Below are 15,379 nucleotides of genomic sequence, written 5' to 3' on the forward strand. Positions count from 1 at the left end.
CACTCATAGACGAACTTGTCCTTCGTAGACCCGCACTGCCGGGCCGGTCATCAATACGGGTTGGCCAGGGCCTGCCCATTCGATGGACAGGCGCCCGCCTGGCAGGTCGATCAACAGCGGTGAATCCATCCAACCCTGGCTGATGGCGGACACGGCTGCGGCGCAGGCACCGGTACCACAGGCCTGGGTTTCCCCGGCACCGCGCTCCCAGACCCGCAGCTGTGCACGCTGACGATCCACCACATGCAGAAAACCGACGTTGACCCGCTGTGGGAAGCGCGGGTGGTTTTCGATCTTCGGCCCCAGGTCATGCACCGGTGCATTGTTGATGTCGTCGACACGCAACACCGCATGTGGGTTGCCCATGGACACGGCCGCCAGCTCAACCGTCTGGCCGGCAACGTCCAGCGAATAGCTGAGCGCCTGGGCTTCGGCCTGGAAGGGAATATCGGCCGGAACCAGGCGTGGCGGACCCATGTCGACGCTGATCTGACCATCGCTGCGCACATCGAGCTCGATGATGCCGCTTTTGGTTTCGACGCGGATACGCTTTTTCGCCGTCAGGCGCTTGTCCAGCACGAAGCGGGCGAAGCAGCGGGCACCATTGCCGCACTGTTCCACTTCCGAGCCGTCGGCATTGAAAATCCGATAGCGGAAGTCCACGTCCGGGTTGCTCGGTGCCTCGACAATCAGCAGCTGATCGAACCCGACACCGGTGTGTCGATCGCCCCATTGCTTGGCGTGCTTGGGCAGGATGTGTGCATGCTGGCTGACCAGGTCAAGGACCATGAAGTCGTTGCCCAGCCCATGCATCTTGGTAAAACGCAGCAGCATGGGGTTACTCCGGCAGCAGGCTTTCGCCAGCATACAACTCGGCCACGGTTTCACGACGGCGCACTTCGAATGCCTGTCCGGCATCGACCAGCACTTCGGCGCAACGGCCACGTGTGTTGTAGTTGGAACTCATCACAAAGCCATAAGCGCCGGACGAGTGCACCGTCAGCAGATCGCCTTCGGCCAGCGCCAGTTGACGGCCCTTGGCCAGGAAGTCCCCGGTTTCGCAGATCGGGCCGACCACATCATAGGTGCGAGGTGCTGCATCGCGAGGCTGGACCGCCTTGACGTCCATCCAGGCCTGGTACAGTGCCGGGCGAATCAAGTCGTTCATGGCCGCATCGACGATGGCGAAGTCCTTGTGCTCGGTGTGCTTGAGGTACTCGACCCGAGTCAGCAGCACGCCGGCGTTGGCCACGATGTAACGGCCCGGCTCGAAGACCAGTGCCAGGTCTCGATCGCCCAGGCGCTCGCGCACGGCCTTGATGTAGTCGGCAGCGAGCGGCGGCTCTTCATCGCGGTAGCGCACGCCAACGCCGCCGCCCAGGTCCAGGTGGCGCAGGTGAATGCCGCAATCGCCCAGGCGATCGATCAAGCCCAGCAGGCGATCGAGCGCGTCCAGGAAGGGTTCGAGGGTGGTCAGCTGCGAGCCGATATGGCAATCGACGCCGACAAGTTCCAGATTGGGCAGTTGTGCGGCACGCACGTACACATCTTCGGCATCGGCAATGGCGATACCGAACTTGTTTTCCTTGAGCCCGGTGGAAATGTACGGGTGGGTGCCGGCGTCCACGTCCGGGTTTACTCGTAGCGAGACCGGTGCGCGAACGCCCATCTCGGCGGCGACGACCTGCAGGCGCTCGAGCTCATCGGTGGATTCGACGTTGAAGCAGTGCACGCCGACTTCCAGGGCACGACGCATGTCTTCGCGGGTCTTGCCGACGCCGGAGAAAACGACCTTGTCAGCGCGGCCGCCGGCCGCCAGAACGCGCTCCAGCTCACCACCGGAAACGATGTCGAAGCCTGCGCCCAGGCGTGCCAGGACGTTCAGCACGCCCAGGTTGGAGTTGGCCTTGACGGCAAAGCAGACCAGGCTGGAAACGCCCTCCAGGGCATCGGCATAGGACCGGTACTGGGCTTCGATATGCGCGCGCGAGTACACATAGGTCGGGGTGCCGAAACGCTCGGCGATGGTCGACAAAGCGACACCTTCCGCGAACAGTTCACCGTCGCGGTAGTTGAAAGCGTCCATGGATTTCCCTTAGTAGTGCTTGTGCGATTGCGATTTGGCTTGTTCTTCAGGGGTTTTGCTGTCATCAGGCAGGTACAGCGGACCCTTTTGACCGCAGGCTGAAACAAGGCAGGCAACCGCGACGAGCGCAGCAAGGGAGGAGATCAGGCGCTTCATGGCGAAATCCTTTGAATAAGCAGTAATTGCGCCCGAGTATACCCAGCCCCCGACGGCTTGCCTATGCGGCCTGCTGCCCGTCTGGCGGGGCTTACGGGTATTCTGCGAGCGCTTTGCGCTCGATCGCGGGCAAGCCCGCTCCCACAGGTAGTGCTGCGATCTCGAGCCCGCATCCATCCTGTGGGAGCTGGCTTGCCAGCGATGAGGCCATGACAGGCAGTATCAAATTTCCTGACATGACCCAGCCTGTGGTCGTTATTCTTTGCATTCGGCATGGCACACTCGTATGGTGCCCCGCTGCAGCGTGAACAGACATTTTTCGAGGTTCTTGCAATGAGTTTGACCGAAGCCCGTTTTCACGATCTGGTCGATGCCACCCAGCAGGCATTGGAAGATATCTTCGACGAAAGCGACCTGGATCTGGACCTGGAGAATTCGGCCGGCGTCCTGACCGTGAAATTCGAAAATGGCACCCAGCTGATCATCAGCCGTCAGGAACCGCTGCGTCAGCTATGGCTAGCAGCACGTTCCGGCGGTTTTCACTTCGACTACGACGAAGAAAGCAAAAAGTGGATGTGCGACACCACCGATGAGCTGCTCGGCGAGATGCTGGCGCGTATCACCCAGGAACAGGCGGGCGTGGAGCTCGACTTCGAAGAGATCTGAGTTTGACAGCTCCTGTGGATAAACCGCCCAAGCCGTTGTACAGCAACGTCAGCCCGGCCGTGCCGTCGCCTTGCATCAGCTTGTGTCGACTGGACGAAGAAAAGATTTGCCGTGGCTGTTTTCGCCATGTCGAGGACATTCGCCAGTGGCGCTCGGCCGACGACGAGCAGCGTCGGGAGATTTGTCGCAATGCTCGGCAACGGCGTCAGGCCGCGGGTAACAGCGTGCGGTGATTCGCTGTAACAACCGGCGGCTTGTGTATTTATCCGTCTGTGTTAGTGTCCAGATTACTTCGTACCGCGAAGCTTGTAGAAAACCCCGCCTTCTGGGCGGGGTTTTTCTTTATGCCGCCCAGAAAAAAGGAGTCTGCCTGGATCATGAGCACCGCACCTTCACTTACCCTTACCCGATTGGACGTACAGCGTCTCGAGCGCCTGATCGACAGCCTCGATGATTCGCTGCCGGGCGTCATCGCCCTGCAGGCCGAGCTGGACCGCGCCGAAAAGGTAGTCGGTCACGATGAAGTTCCACCCGGTGTCGTGACCATGAATTCGCGTGTGCACTGCCGCGAAGAAAGCAGCGGAAAGGATTACCACCTGACCCTGGTCTACCCGCAGGACGCTGGTGGCGAAGGCAAGGTTTCGGTTCTCGCACCGATCGGCTGTGCCTTGCTCGGGCTCTCGGTGGGGGAGCAGATCGATTGGCCGGCGCCGGGTGGCAAGACCCTCAAGCTGACCTTGATTGAAGTCGAGTACCAGCCTGAAGCCGCCGGTGTATACAGCCGCTGAGCCGTCACGATCAGGCCAGCTCCAGGGCGCGGTTAAGCGCGTTTTCCAGGTCGCTCTTGTAACGTAGATACAGGTTGCTCGAGCCGTGGCCGTCGCCCGGCAGGCCGCACAGGTCGATGTCGGTGATGTAGCAGCGATAACGCGCAACTTCCAGGCGCTGGCCGATGATCTCCCGGGCGACCACGCGATAAAGCTGGTCGCCATATTCGAGCTCGGAAAATTCTTTCTGATTGCAGAACAAGGTCACGCGCATCTGCGCGACAGTCCTTTCGACAATGGCCTGAACTTCATAGAAAGGCTTGTCGATCGGGATCTGCGGCGCCTGGCGGGGCTCGATCCGTCGAGCCCGCCCGGGGCCGGAAGGCAACAACTGATAGTAGAGCGTCTTGAACATCTCGGGCGGCTGCAGGCAGTCGAGCGGACGCTGGGCATCGCGGCGATGGATGATCGATGCAAGGAAGCGCTGCAGCGGGGCCAGCAGGCTTTGTTCGTCATGAAACGGCAGGCGTTGTTGCCACAGCGCATTGAACTCATCGAGTACATAAACCTGAGCCTGCCCGTCGTTCAGGCGATAGAACACCTGGACGCACTCCGGTTGCCCCAGAGGCAGAACCAGCGCCAGGTCATGCTCTTCCAATGCATTGTCGTCCAGATGCACTGGGCTGTAGCTCACCCGCTCTTCGCTCAGGTAGTCGAGCAACGCGGCCTGGCTGGTCATGACAGCATGCTTGACCTGGCCCGGTACCAGCTCCAGCACGCAATAACCGTGTTGCACTTGAATCAGGTAGCGGTGATCGAGCCCCTGGGCCAGTAATGCCTGGGCTGTGCCGATCACTTCCTCGACCCGCAAGGTGATGGCCTGCGCACGGCTGCGGCAGAAGCAGCGGACCCGCAGCTGTGGTGGTGCAACCTGGTTGGCCAGGCTGTTGAGATAGTCGCGCAGGCAGTCGAGCAAGGCATTCTCGCTCTCATACCGGTGGACTTGCAGTTCGTTCCAGCTATTGAGTGTCACCTGATCGAGGCTCAGCACCAGGTTTGCCCGCACGCCGGCGAAGCTCAGCGAATCCGTGCGCTCGGTTGTCATCGAGACATTCAAGTCGCGATGATGTTTGAGTGGGTCGATCCCGACATTGACCAGCAACAGCACTTCCTTCGGTTCGCTGGGGCGCATCAACTGCTCTTCGGCGACCATGGACAACGGCAGCGGCACAGCCTGTTGCAAACTGCCAAGCAGATTGAACAGCTCAAACTCGCTCAAGTCACTGCTGCCAGGGTGCAAGGCCAGTCGGGTGCTGCTGTCGATCACGCCATTGCGATGGCTCCAGGCAAGCAGTTCCAACAGTCCGCGGCTGCGTTTGATCGGGGTGAAGTGCTCCCATTCATTTGTGTTGAGATTACCGCTATAAAAGCTCCAGTGAGCGTGACCCGGCTCCTTGCGATTGGGCGACTGGACCAGGGTCAGCGTGTCTTCGGCCAAGTCCGGGGCGATGCCGGGATTGATGAACTCGACTTTGCCGGACTTGCGTTCGAACGCTGCATACAGGCGTCGTCCCAGCACGCTGAGGTCACGCCGGGTAATGAGGCTGGCCCCATCCTGAGCGCGTGCGAACTGGTTCAGGAACCGATAGCTGTAATTGAGCGCATTGACCAGTGAGCGACGTTCGGCCTCCACCTGATGGACTTTCCACTGGCTGCGACTGTCGAGCAACGCCAGTTGGCGCTCATCCCAACCCCACTCGCGTGCCAGTCGCTCGAGCAACTGGCGTTGCCAGTTGGTGTTGCGCTGGCGGGACAGGCCGCTGAGCTTCTTGTTGACCTTCAGGTAGAGGCAGCGGCGCACCAGCTCCAGGCGCTCGGGTTCGGCGCGGGCCAGCAGATACTCCTCGAGCCGGCGGTACACGACCATATAGGGGTCGAGTTCGTCCAGATCGAGCCGATTGGCAAACACTGCCTGCTTGAAGCGCAGGCTCAGGCATTGAACTCGAGGGTGTTCACTGGCGTAGACCTCCGTCAGCAGCAGTTTGATGACGGACTTGTAAGGCGATTCGATGCCCTTGAACAATTGCCAGAGGCCCGCGCCAATGAATTCCCCGGGCGGAATGTGCGCCAGGTTCCCGAGATCAAGGGTTTCGTCTGTGCGGATGAAGCGCTTGGAAATTAATGCGTGGACGTACTCGTTGTATCGGGCTTCTTCGTAGACCGGCACCAGCCACCACAAGGGCGTGCGTCCGGCGAGCCAGATTGCGGTCCGGTAGAACTCATCCAGCAGCAAGTAGTGCTGGCTGGATCCACAGTCTTCGGAACTGAGCTGGCCATCACGCTCGCCTTGTACGAAGCGGCTCGGCTCAACCAGGAAGAAATGCGCCTCGGCCCCCTGGCTGGCTGCCCAGGCTTCCAGCAGCTCGCATTTGCGCTGCAACGCAGTCAGCTCGGCAGTGGTCAGATCCGCGGCATGGCAAACCCAGACATCCATGTCGCTTTGCTCGGTCTGGGCCAGGGTGCCCAGGCTGCCCATCAGGAAAAGCCCATGGATCGGTCGCGATGCATGATCTCGGCGTGACTTGCAGGAGAACGAGCGGGCCAGGCGTTGAGCGCTGGCCAGGACCTCGGCATCAGGTTCGAAGCAAGATACACCGGCGGGGATCGCACCCGAGATATAGCCGGGCAACAATGGGTGGTTGACGTGGAAAAGCAGCGGCAACAGATTGAGGACCAGTTGCTGTCGGGTGGAAAGCCTCTCCAGAGCGCGGTCCAGGCGCCCCTGGTTGACCTTCAGGAAGCGCGCGCGCAGTTGGCCGAGGACCTTGCGGTCGATGCCTTCTTCCAGGTCTGGGCGTATTTCGTGTGTGCGCGTCATCTCAAACAGGCCATCCGGGTCCGCAGTGACAAGTTCTCGTGCGGGACGCAGTCTACAACCGAAGATTGGACGGCTTTAAGCTGAATTTGATTTTTGACGTCAGTTTTTTATCGCGCGGCGGCGTGCTCTCGGAATCCTGTACATAGGATCCCGGGAGCGAAAGGGCAGTGCTTATGCGGGTTCTTTGACGGCCAGAATGGTCAGCAATCCTTGGGCGTACTCGGCAGCGTCGCGTCCCAGGCTGGTCAGATAGCCGCCATCGGGTTGGGTGATCAGTTCTTTTTCGAACAGGCGCTGTGCAGCGGCGATGGCGGTTGGGGCAGCGGTCTGATGAATTTTCAGGCCTTCCTGGGAGCTCCCCAGGTTGAAGAGTGCAAGGATTTCCAGTTCGGCAACCAACTCAGGGGTATACGACATAAGGACTCCAGACTTTCTAGGAATTAGGCGACAGCGCCCCTAAGGTGACCGCACTTTGTCAGCCTGTCCAGTGCTCTCTGAACGCTTTTGCTGTCTTGGGTGGCGGTTTGTCGTGTGGCCCCGTAAAGCGTGCGGCAGCGGGGGTGCTTCCAGTGTAGATAGGCCCTGGAAGATTTGCCGCAGAATGTTTCCCGCGCCGCGTCAGATCTTATGACTTCTCTGGAGGTAGCTCCGGCAGGGCACGCAGCGCCGCTTCGTACCACTCGGTATTGAATGCGCGGTCTTCTTCGAGGATCGCATCGATCTCGACGGCCAGCACATGGGCCATCATTTGCAGGATGTCTTCGCGCTCATAGCCGACCAACGTCAATTTGTTGAAGGTCGCCTTGGCCGCTGGCGGGTTGTCGCTCTCGATCTGGTTTTCGATCGCTTCGATCAGCGTGGTTTCGGCGAATTCTTCTTCGTCGTTGTCGATATCGGTTGGCTCGCTCATGGCAGGCTCCTCAAGGAAAGGCGGCCAGTTTACCTTTATTCAGGCCACTGATGCTGCTGGTCAGATGCCGGCCGGCATTCTATAAATGGCTCCTGCCAACCCCTGCACGGCCTGGAGGCTATGTGATGCTCAAGCTATACGGATTTGCGGTCAGCAATTACTACAACATGGTCAAGCTGGCGCTACTGGAGAAGGGATTGCCCTTTGAAGAGGTACCGTTTTTTGCAGGCTTTAGCCCGGAGGCGCTTGCCATCAGCCCGCGTGGAAAAGTTCCGGTCCTGGGTGTCGAGCAAGGGTATGTCAACGAAACCAGCGTGATCCTCGAATACCTCGAGCAGACCCAGTCAGGTCCAGCCCTATTGCCCAGCGAGCCGTTTCAACGCGCGCAGGTATTGGCACTGGCCAGAGAGATCGAGTTGTATATCGAATTGCCTGCTCGCAGTTGCTATGCAGAGGCATTCTTCGGCACCCCGGTGCCTGAAGCGATCAAGGAAAAAGCCAAGGCAGAGTTGTTGCTGGGATTCGCTTCGCTGGGGCGTCACGGCAAATTCGCACCCTATGTAGCCGGCCCGAGCCTGAGCGTGGCGGACCTGTACTTCCTTTACAGCGTCGGCCTGGCTTGCGCGGTCGGCAAGAAGCTCTTCGATATGGATTTCCTTGCCGAGTTGCCTGCAGCCAAGTCGCTGTTCGCGCGTCTGGAGCAGAACCCGAACGTGCAGCGCGTGGCTGCGGACAAGGATGCGGCAATGCCGGCTTTCCTTGCGATGGTCAGCGCCAAGAAGTAGGCGCCAGGTGAAAAACCAAAGCCCGATGGCAAACCTGCCATCGGGCTTTGGTGTTTTTAGCGGCTAGCCAGCAGTGCCTGGCCGCGGGCTACCGCTGCCTTGACCTGGGCCGGGGCGGTTCCGCCGATGTGGTTGCGCGCATTGACCGAACCTTCCAGGGTCAACACGGCGAACACGTCCTGCTCGATCTGATCGCTGAACTGGCGCAACTCGTCCAGGCTCATCTCGGCCAGATCCTTGCCCGATTCCACGCCGTACTTCACGGCATGGCCAACGATTTCGTGGCAATCACGGAATGGCAGGCCGCGACGTACCAGGTAATCGGCAAGGTCGGTGGCGGTCGAGAACCCGCGCAGCGCCGCTTCTCGCATGATGGCGTGTTTTGGCTTGATCGCCGGGATCATGTCGGCGAACGCCCGCAGCGAGTCGCGCAGGGTGTCGGCGGCATCGAACAGCGGTTCCTTGTCTTCCTGATTGTCCTTGTTGTAGGCCAGCGGTTGGCCCTTCATCAAGGTCAGCAGGCCCATCAGCGAGCCGAACACGCGGCCGCTCTTGCCACGCACCAGTTCGGGAACGTCCGGGTTTTTCTTTTGCGGCATGATCGAGCTGCCGGTGCAGAAACGATCCGGCAGATCGATGAACTGGAATTGCGCGCTGGTCCACAGCACCAGCTCTTCGGAGAAGCGCGACAAGTGCATCATTGCCAGGCTCGCGGCAGCGCAGAACTCGATGGCGAAATCGCGATCGGAAACGCCGTCGAGCGAGTTGCCGCCCACGGCCTCGAAGCCCAGCAGCTGGCAAGTCAGCTCGCGGTCGATCGGGTAAGTTGTCCCCGCCAGCGCCGCACTGCCCAGCGGCATGCGGTTGGTGCGCTTGCGGCAGTCGACCAGGCGTTCGTAGTCACGGCTGAGCATTTCGAACCAGGCCAGCAAGTGGTGCCCGAAGGTCACCGGCTGGGCCGTCTGCAGGTGAGTGAAGCCGGGCATGATGGTTTCGGCTTCGCGCTCGGCTTGCTCCAGCAGGCCTTTCTGCAGGCGGGTGATTTCGCCCAGGATCAGGTCGATCTCGTCGCGCAGCCACAGGCGGATATCGGTGGCGACCTGGTCGTTGCGGCTACGCCCGGTGTGCAGCTTCTTGCCGGTGATGCCGATGCGGTCGGTCAGGCGCGCTTCGATATTCATGTGCACGTCTTCGAGATCGACGCGCCAGTCGAAAGTGCCGGCCTCGATCTCGGATTCGATGGTCTTGAGGCCATCGATGATGGTATCGCGCTCGGCATCGGTGAGGACGCCGACCTTGGCCAGCATCGTGGCGTGGGCAATCGACCCCATGATGTCGTGGCGATACAGGCGCTGGTCAAAGTTGACGGAGGCGGTGAAGCGGGCGACAAAGGCGTCGACGGGCTCACTGAAGCGGCCGCCCCAGGACTGGTTGGTCTTGTCAGTGCTCATGGATTCGCTCGTTGAAGGCGTGAACGGGAAATTGGTACAGATGATAACAGGGTTGCCAATGACGTCGGAGTACAGTGGTCGGTGGTTTTTTGTTGCTTGCGGTGCATCCTGATCGTTGCATTGACCCTGGCCGGATCATCACCGCGCCGTTATTGCGCTACTTTTATCTTCAAAGCCGGTGGTGACAGCAAGCGCAGGCCGCGTTGCGCGTCCGATACCCTGGTTTTATGGAAGGAAGAGGTTGCGCTTGCCAAACGATATTTATCAATTGAGCAATATCGTCTCGGCAAGCGTCTACAGTTGGACTTGAGGATCAACACAATTCCCGATGATCTACCCATTCCACAGCTAACCTTACAACCGTTATTGGAGAATGCCCTGATCCATGGAATATCGCCACGAGTCGACGGTGGTGTGGTCAGGGTCGAAGCAGACTATAAAAAGGGAGAGTTCATATTGTGTCTCAGCAATCCCTACGACGAAGCTGCGGTGCTGCAGGCTTCGAGCGGTACCCAGCAGGCACTGCTAAATATTGGTGCTCGGCTTGCGGCACTTTTTGGCCCTCGTGCGAGTCTGAGCGTGGATCGCCGTGACGGTCGTCACTTCACCTGTCTACGCTATCCTTGTGCGAGACCCACGCAGGAATCCAGCGCAATATGAATGTCCTGATCGTTGATGACGAACCCCTGGCCCGCGAGCGCTTGAGCCGATTGGTCAGCGACCTCGAGGGCTACACTGTCCTGGAGCCCAGTGCCAGTAATGGCGAAGAGGCCCTGGCCTTGATAGAAAGCCTCAAGCCGGATGTGGTGTTGCTCGACATTCGCATGCCCGGCCTCGATGGCCTGCAGGTAGCCGCGAAGCTGTGCGAGCGCGAAGCGCCCCCAGCTATCGTGTTTTGTACCGCCCATGACGAGTTCGCCGTGGACGCCTTCAAGGTCAGTGCCGTCGGCTTTCTGGTCAAGCCGGTGCGGCCCGAGGATCTGCTTGTGGCCCTGAAAAAGGCCGAGCGCCCCAATCGCGTGCAATTGGCGGCCCTGACACGTCCGGCGGCAGAAAGCGGCAACGGGCCACGCAGCCATATCAGTGCGCGTACCCGCAAAGGCATCGAACTGATTCCGTTGGATCAAGTGATCTATTTCATCGCCGACCACAAATACGTCACCTTGCGCCATGAGGGCGGCGAGGTTCTGCTGGACGAGCCATTGAAGGCGCTGGAAGACGAGTTTGGCGACCGTTTCGTGCGTATCCACCGCAATGCACTGGTGGCGCGAGACCGTATCGAGCGGCTGCAGCGCACGCCTCTTGGGCACTTCCAGCTGTATCTCAAAGGGCTCAATGGCGATGCCTTGATCGTCAGCCGTCGTCATGTGGCGGGTGTACGCAAAATGATGCAACAGCTTTAGGGCGGGGCGTGGAGGCAACGTAGGCCAGGGATGGCCACCCCCATTCATAGAGAAATCAAAGCTGCTTTCGCTGAGCTGTTATTATCCGTCTTAATCTATTTAATACGGATTGATCCATGTCCTCTCGCGAAATCCGCATTGCTACCCGCAAAAGTGCCCTGGCCTTGTGGCAGGCCGAATACGTCAAGTCTTGCCTGGAGCAGGCCCACCCTGGTCTTGTCGTGACGCTGGTGCCGATGGTGAGTCGCGGCGACAAGCTGCTCGACTCGCCATTGTCGAAAATCGGCGGCAAGGGCCTGTTCGTCAAGGAGCTGGAGACGGCACTGCTCGAGCAGGAAGCCGACATTGCCGTGCACTCGATGAAAGATGTGCCGATGGACTTTCCCGAAGGCCTGGGACTGTTCTGCATCTGCGAGCGCGAAGACCCGCGCGACGCCTTCGTTTCCAATACCTATGAAAGCCTCGACGCCTTGCCCAAAGGCAGTATCGTCGGGACTTCCAGTCTGCGTCGTCAGACACAATTGCTGGCACGGCGCCCGGACCTGGAAATCCGTTTCCTGCGTGGCAACGTCAATACCCGCCTGGCCAAGCTGGATGCGGGCGAATACGACGCGATCATTCTTGCGGCCGCCGGTTTGATCCGCCTGGGCTTTGAAGACCGCATCACTTCGACTATAAGCGTCGAAGACAGTCTGCCTGCTGGTGGCCAGGGCGCGGTTGGCATCGAGTGCCGTACTGCCGATAGCGAAATCCATGCGTTGCTCGCACCTTTGCATCATCACGATACGGCTGTGCGGGTAACGGCCGAGCGAGCGCTGAACAAACACCTCAATGGTGGCTGTCAGGTTCCGATTGCCTGTTATGCCGTGCTCGAAGGTGATCAGGTCTGGTTGCGTGGCCTGGTCGGCGCGCCGAGCGGCGGCCTGCTGCTGAAGGCGCAAGCACGAGGCCCGCAGGCTGATGCCGAGGCGCTGGGTGTGCGGGTTGCCGAAGATTTGTTGGCCCAGGGCGCCGATGCGATCCTCAAGGCGGTCTACGGCGAGGCAGGTCACGAGTGAATGGCTGGCGCTTGTTGCTGACCCGGCCCGCGGACGAAAACACCGCGCTGACAGCAACCCTCGCCGAGGCTGGAATATTCAGCAGTGCTTTCCCACTGCTGGAGATCGAGGCGATGCCGGTGAGCGTGGCACAGCGCAGCCAGGTTCTCGGGCTGGATCAGTATTGCGCCGTCATTGTCGTCAGCAAACCGGCAGCTCGCCTGGGCCTGGATCTGATCCGTCGGTTCTGGCCACAACCACCGCTGCAGGGGTGGTTCAGTGTTGGCGCAGCCACTGCGCAGATTCTCGAGAGTCATGGCCTGAGCGTGACCTGTCCGGCCGTGGGTGACGACAGCGAAGCACTGCTGCAAATGCCGCAGTTGCGCGCGGCAATCAACAGGCCTGATGCACGGGTCTTGATCATGCGTGGAGAGGGTGGGCGAGAGTTGCTGTCCGAGCGGTTGACCGAGCTAGGTGCTAGTGTCGAATATCTGGAATTGTATCGCCGCTCGCTGCCGGAATATCCTGCCGGGGCGCTGTCGCACGAGATTCGTGAGCATCGCTTGAATGGCCTGGTGGTCAGCAGCGGGCAAGGATTTGAACACCTGCGGCAGTTGGCCGGCGAAGATTGGCCGCAACTGTCGCGGATGGCGTTGTTTGTACCGAGTCCGCGAGTCGCCGAGATGGCCAAGGCTACCGGTGCGCGGAATGTAGTGGATTGTCGTGGTGCCAGTGCCGCGGCGTTGCTGGCAGCGCTGCGGGAATACCCAGCACCGGCCCTGTAAGGCGTCGATCGAACGCCTCAATGCAAAGGATGGATACGTGAGCGAAACAGCCTTGCCCAAAGATGATCTTGAGTCGGCGCTCGAAGCGCCCGCAGAAACACCCGCCACGCCAGCGCCACGCCGCAGCGGCAACGGTCTGGCAGTAGTCGCCCTGTTGCTTGGCGCAGCGGGCGTTGCGGCAGGCGGTTGGGGAATCTGGCAGGTACGTCACCTTGAGGCCGGGCGCCAGGTGCAGTCCGGGCAGTTGGAGGCCTTGAGCGCACAAACGCAGATTCTCAAGCAAAGTGAACAGCAGCTCTCGGCACGGCTGGCGCAGTTGCCTGCAGCCGATGAGCTGGAAGACCGCAGGCGCCTGGTGGCACAGCTGCAGGGCGATCAACAGCGCATGAGCCAGCGCCTGGAAACAGTGCTCGGCGCCAGTCGCAAGGATTGGCGCCTGGCCGAGGCCGAGCATCTGCTGCGCCTTGCCAGCCTGCGACTGTCGGCGCTGCAGGACATCAGCAGTGCCCAGGCCCTGGTTCAGGGTGCCGATGAAATTCTCCGCGAACAGAACGACCCAGGCGCTTTCGCTGCGCGCGAACAACTGGCCAAAAGCCTGGCGGCCTTGCACAGCGTCCAGCAGCCGGATCGCACGGGCCTCTACCTGAAGTTGGTGGCCTTGCGCGACCAAGTTGTGCAACTCAGCGCTCTGGCACCCGAGTATCAGGACAAGGGCGAATCGTTGTTCGGTTTGACGGCCGATGGCGATGGTCCCAGTCGCTGGTCGCAATGGTGGGATCAAATCTCGCGCTACATTCGCATTGATTTCAATGCCGACAAGAATGTTCGGCCGCTACTGGCCGGCCAGGCGCTCAACCAGGTGCGACTGGCGCTCAGCCTGACTCTGGAGCAGGCGCAATGGGCTGCGCTCAATGGCGAGCCGAAGGTCTATACCCAGGCGCTGGATGAGGCGCGCAGTGTGCTGCTGAGCAATTTCAACCCGGACAACCCGCAAAGCAAAATGATGCTCGAGCAGATTGGCGAGCTGGCCAAACAACCGGTCTCGGTCGTTACGCCGGACCTGGCGGGTACCCTGAGTGCGGTCCAGGCATATCTTGAGCGCCGACACCTGCCTGCCGATGAGGCCAAGCCCGCCGCACAGGCCGGCGAGGAGACCAGCCCATGAAGCGCGTCTATGTGGCAGTCGTGATCGCGATTGCAGTGGCCGCGGTGCTGGGCATGGCGATTGCCCAGCATACCGGCTACGTGCTGATTGCCTACAAGAGCTTCCGGTACGAGTCGAGCCTCTGGGCGACATTGGCGCTGGTGGTGTTTATCTGGTTGCTGGTATTGGTCGTCAACGCATTGATCGGTTTGGTGACTACCTCCGGTGGTGTGGTCAACCCCTGGTCCCGGCGTAATCGCAGCCGTCGCGTACAGCTTGCGATCGAGCAGGGTCAACTGGATCTGGCCGAGGGACGCTGGGCCGGTGCGCAAAAACATTTGCACCGGGCTGCAGAGGCTGAGCGGCAACCACTGCTGTATTACCTCGGTGCGGCACGTGCGGCAAACGAGTTGGGGCGCTACGAAGACAGCGACACCTTGCTGGAGCGAGCGCTCGAGAGGCAGCCGGAGGCCGAACTGGCGATTGCCTTGAATCATGCCCAATTGCAGATGGACCGGGGAGATACGGATGGCTCGCTGGTTACCCTGCAAGCCATGCAAGAGCGCCACCCGCAAAATGCCCAGGTACTGCGCCAGTTGCAGAGGCTGTATCAGCAACGGGGCGACTGGCCGGCATTGATTCGCCTGTTGCCGGAGCTGCGCAAGGACAAGGTTCTGCCAGCGGCCGAACTCGCCGAGCTGGAGCGTCGTGCCTGGGGCGAGAATCTCAGCCTGGCGGGACAGCGGGAGCAGGATGGCGAAGCAGGGCGCCAGTCATTGGAGCGAGCCTGGCAGCAATTGACTTCGGCGCAACGCCAGGAGCCGCAATTGATAGCGGCATATGCCGAGCAGCTACGTCAGCTCGGGGCAGAGGCAGAAGCGGAAGAAGTGTTGCGCAATGCGCTTAAACGCGATTACGACAGCCACCTCGCTCGGCTCTATGGTCTGGTGCGTGGGCGTGATTCGGCGCGTCAGCTGCAAACAGCCGAGGGCTGGATCAAGCAGCATCCCGAAGATCCGAGCCTGTTGCTGACACTGGGTCGGTTGAGCCTGCAAAATCGCTTGTGGGGCAAGGCGCGGGACTACTTTGAAAGCAGCCTGCGCTTTCAACGCAACCCGGAAGCTTGTGCCGAGCTGGCTCGTCTGTTGGCGCAGCTGGGCGATACCGAACGCAGCAACCAACTTTTTCAGGAGGGGCTTGGCATGCTCGACAAGCGCCTATTGGCTTTGCCGCTGCCGCAAGCGAATCGTACCTGAAGGGCAGGCGGGCTTTTCCTGAATGGAAAAGTCCGCCTGGTCTTGTAGATGATTC

Annotated in this window: 16 protein-coding genes and 1 pseudogene; 10 read left to right on the forward strand and 7 right to left on the reverse strand. The window is 60.5% G+C overall.

Annotated elements, in window-relative coordinates; all coding sequences use genetic code 11:
- Positions 1-3: 3 nt before the first annotated feature.
- Genes dapF through lptM form a run of 3 tightly spaced genes read right to left on the reverse strand, consistent with a single transcriptional unit; the run spans position 4 to position 2,242 of the window.
- A complete protein-coding gene (gene dapF / locus F2S13_RS12110; protein WP_166360989.1) occupies positions 4-834 on the reverse strand; it encodes a diaminopimelate epimerase in 831 nt (276 codons plus the stop codon).
- 4 nt (positions 835-838) lie between these two features.
- Positions 839-2,086, reverse strand: a complete 1,248-nt coding sequence (lysA, locus tag F2S13_RS12115; RefSeq protein WP_166360991.1) for a diaminopimelate decarboxylase — start codon at positions 2,084-2,086, stop codon at positions 839-841.
- Between the two features lie 9 nt (positions 2,087-2,095).
- Positions 2,096-2,242, reverse strand: a complete 147-nt coding sequence (gene lptM / locus F2S13_RS12120; RefSeq protein ID WP_166360993.1) for an LPS translocon maturation chaperone LptM — start codon at positions 2,240-2,242, stop codon at positions 2,096-2,098.
- 333 nt (positions 2,243-2,575) lie between these two features.
- Between lptM and cyaY the strand changes: the two genes are divergently transcribed.
- The 3 genes from cyaY to rnk all read left to right on the forward strand — a co-directional run bounded on the left by cyaY (position 2,576) and on the right by rnk (position 3,696).
- Positions 2,576-2,908, forward strand: coding sequence for an iron donor protein CyaY (gene cyaY / locus F2S13_RS12125; protein WP_166360995.1), 333 nt, complete (start codon positions 2,576-2,578; stop codon positions 2,906-2,908).
- Positions 2,905-3,141 carry a DUF1289 domain-containing protein gene (locus tag F2S13_RS12130; protein WP_178119007.1) on the forward strand — a complete coding sequence of 79 codons (237 nt, stop codon included), beginning with the start codon at positions 2,905-2,907 and terminating at the stop codon, positions 3,139-3,141. The genes cyaY and F2S13_RS12130 overlap by 4 nt, the downstream gene beginning before the upstream one ends.
- Positions 3,142-3,285: 144 nt before the next feature.
- Complete coding sequence (gene rnk, locus F2S13_RS12135) at positions 3,286-3,696, forward strand: nucleoside diphosphate kinase regulator (protein WP_166360999.1); 411 nt, start codon at positions 3,286-3,288, stop codon at positions 3,694-3,696.
- A gap of 10 nt (positions 3,697-3,706) precedes the next feature.
- On the opposite strand, the gene F2S13_RS12140 is transcribed toward rnk, so the two are convergent.
- The 3 genes from F2S13_RS12140 to F2S13_RS12150 form a co-directional block, all read right to left on the reverse strand.
- The gene (locus tag F2S13_RS12140; protein WP_166361001.1) at positions 3,707-6,553 is read right to left on the reverse strand and encodes a class I adenylate cyclase; all 2,847 of its coding nucleotides are present in this window, start codon (positions 6,551-6,553) and stop codon (positions 3,707-3,709) included.
- 171 nt (positions 6,554-6,724) lie between these two features.
- On the reverse strand, positions 6,725-6,970 hold the full coding sequence (locus F2S13_RS12145; RefSeq protein ID WP_166361003.1) for a TIGR02647 family protein: 246 nt from the start codon (positions 6,968-6,970) through the stop codon (positions 6,725-6,727).
- A gap of 208 nt (positions 6,971-7,178) precedes the next feature.
- Entirely contained in the window at positions 7,179-7,463 is a 285-nt protein-coding gene (locus F2S13_RS12150; RefSeq protein WP_166361005.1) for a hypothetical protein, read from the reverse strand.
- Between the two features lie 125 nt (positions 7,464-7,588).
- Between F2S13_RS12150 and F2S13_RS12155 the strand changes: the two genes are divergently transcribed.
- Complete coding sequence (locus F2S13_RS12155; RefSeq protein ID WP_166361007.1) at positions 7,589-8,248, forward strand: glutathione S-transferase family protein; 660 nt, start codon at positions 7,589-7,591, stop codon at positions 8,246-8,248.
- A gap of 56 nt (positions 8,249-8,304) precedes the next feature.
- On the opposite strand, the gene argH is transcribed toward F2S13_RS12155, so the two are convergent.
- Positions 8,305-9,699, reverse strand: coding sequence for an argininosuccinate lyase (gene argH / locus F2S13_RS12160; RefSeq protein WP_166361008.1), 1,395 nt, complete (start codon positions 9,697-9,699; stop codon positions 8,305-8,307).
- A 216-nt stretch (positions 9,700-9,915) separates the two neighbouring features.
- Here argH and F2S13_RS12165 point away from each other — a divergent pair.
- The 6 genes and pseudogenes from F2S13_RS12165 to F2S13_RS12190 all read left to right on the forward strand — a co-directional run.
- Positions 9,916-10,359 (forward strand): annotated as a pseudogene (locus F2S13_RS12165) (sensor histidine kinase); the annotation flags it as partial.
- Complete coding sequence (locus tag F2S13_RS12170; protein WP_166361010.1) at positions 10,356-11,102, forward strand: LytR/AlgR family response regulator transcription factor; 747 nt, start codon at positions 10,356-10,358, stop codon at positions 11,100-11,102. The pseudogene F2S13_RS12165 and the gene F2S13_RS12170, both read left to right, overlap by 4 nt.
- Before the next feature lie 116 nt (positions 11,103-11,218).
- Positions 11,219-12,160, forward strand: coding sequence for a hydroxymethylbilane synthase (gene hemC / locus F2S13_RS12175; RefSeq protein WP_166361012.1), 942 nt, complete (start codon positions 11,219-11,221; stop codon positions 12,158-12,160).
- Positions 12,157-12,924 (forward strand): uroporphyrinogen-III synthase, encoded by a 768-nt coding sequence (locus F2S13_RS12180; RefSeq protein ID WP_166361014.1) that lies wholly within the window; start codon positions 12,157-12,159, stop codon positions 12,922-12,924. The genes hemC and F2S13_RS12180 overlap by 4 nt, the downstream gene beginning before the upstream one ends.
- A 37-nt stretch (positions 12,925-12,961) precedes the next feature.
- Positions 12,962-14,089, forward strand: coding sequence for a uroporphyrinogen-III C-methyltransferase (locus F2S13_RS12185; protein ID WP_166361016.1), 1,128 nt, complete (start codon positions 12,962-12,964; stop codon positions 14,087-14,089).
- The gene (locus tag F2S13_RS12190) at positions 14,086-15,324 is read left to right on the forward strand and encodes a heme biosynthesis protein HemY (protein WP_166361018.1); all 1,239 of its coding nucleotides are present in this window, start codon (positions 14,086-14,088) and stop codon (positions 15,322-15,324) included. Before F2S13_RS12185 ends, F2S13_RS12190 begins: the two co-directional genes overlap by 4 nt.
- Positions 15,325-15,379 lie beyond the last annotated feature (55 nt).

The sequence above is a fragment of the Pseudomonas akapageensis genome (genome assembly GCF_011355085.1).
GTDB classification, from domain to species: Bacteria; Pseudomonadota; Gammaproteobacteria; order Pseudomonadales; family Pseudomonadaceae; genus Aquipseudomonas; species Aquipseudomonas akapageensis.

What these genes read in the sequence shown, in the direction of transcription:
- dapF (WP_166360989.1), bottom strand. Translation starts at nt 834, where the DNA reads ATGCTGCTGCGTTTTACCAAGATGCATGGGCTGGGCAACGACTTCATG.
- lysA (WP_166360991.1), bottom strand. Translation starts at nt 2,086, where the DNA reads ATGGACGCTTTCAACTACCGCGACGGTGAACTGTTCGCGGAAGGTGTC.
- lptM (WP_166360993.1), bottom strand. Translation starts at nt 2,242, where the DNA reads ATGAAGCGCCTGATCTCCTCCCTTGCTGCGCTCGTCGCGGTTGCCTGC.
- cyaY (WP_166360995.1), top strand. Translation starts at nt 2,576, where the DNA reads ATGAGTTTGACCGAAGCCCGTTTTCACGATCTGGTCGATGCCACCCAG.
- rnk (WP_166360999.1), top strand. Translation starts at nt 3,286, where the DNA reads ATGAGCACCGCACCTTCACTTACCCTTACCCGATTGGACGTACAGCGT.
- F2S13_RS12140 (WP_166361001.1), bottom strand. Translation starts at nt 6,553, where the DNA reads ATGACGCGCACACACGAAATACGCCCAGACCTGGAAGAAGGCATCGAC.
- F2S13_RS12145 (WP_166361003.1), bottom strand. Translation starts at nt 6,970, where the DNA reads ATGTCGTATACCCCTGAGTTGGTTGCCGAACTGGAAATCCTTGCACTC.
- F2S13_RS12150 (WP_166361005.1), bottom strand. Translation starts at nt 7,463, where the DNA reads ATGAGCGAGCCAACCGATATCGACAACGACGAAGAAGAATTCGCCGAA.
- F2S13_RS12155 (WP_166361007.1), top strand. Translation starts at nt 7,589, where the DNA reads ATGCTCAAGCTATACGGATTTGCGGTCAGCAATTACTACAACATGGTC.
- argH (WP_166361008.1), bottom strand. Translation starts at nt 9,699, where the DNA reads ATGAGCACTGACAAGACCAACCAGTCCTGGGGCGGCCGCTTCAGTGAG.
- F2S13_RS12170 (WP_166361010.1), top strand. Translation starts at nt 10,356, where the DNA reads ATGAATGTCCTGATCGTTGATGACGAACCCCTGGCCCGCGAGCGCTTG.
- hemC (WP_166361012.1), top strand. Translation starts at nt 11,219, where the DNA reads ATGTCCTCTCGCGAAATCCGCATTGCTACCCGCAAAAGTGCCCTGGCC.
- F2S13_RS12190 (WP_166361018.1), top strand. Translation starts at nt 14,086, where the DNA reads ATGAAGCGCGTCTATGTGGCAGTCGTGATCGCGATTGCAGTGGCCGCG.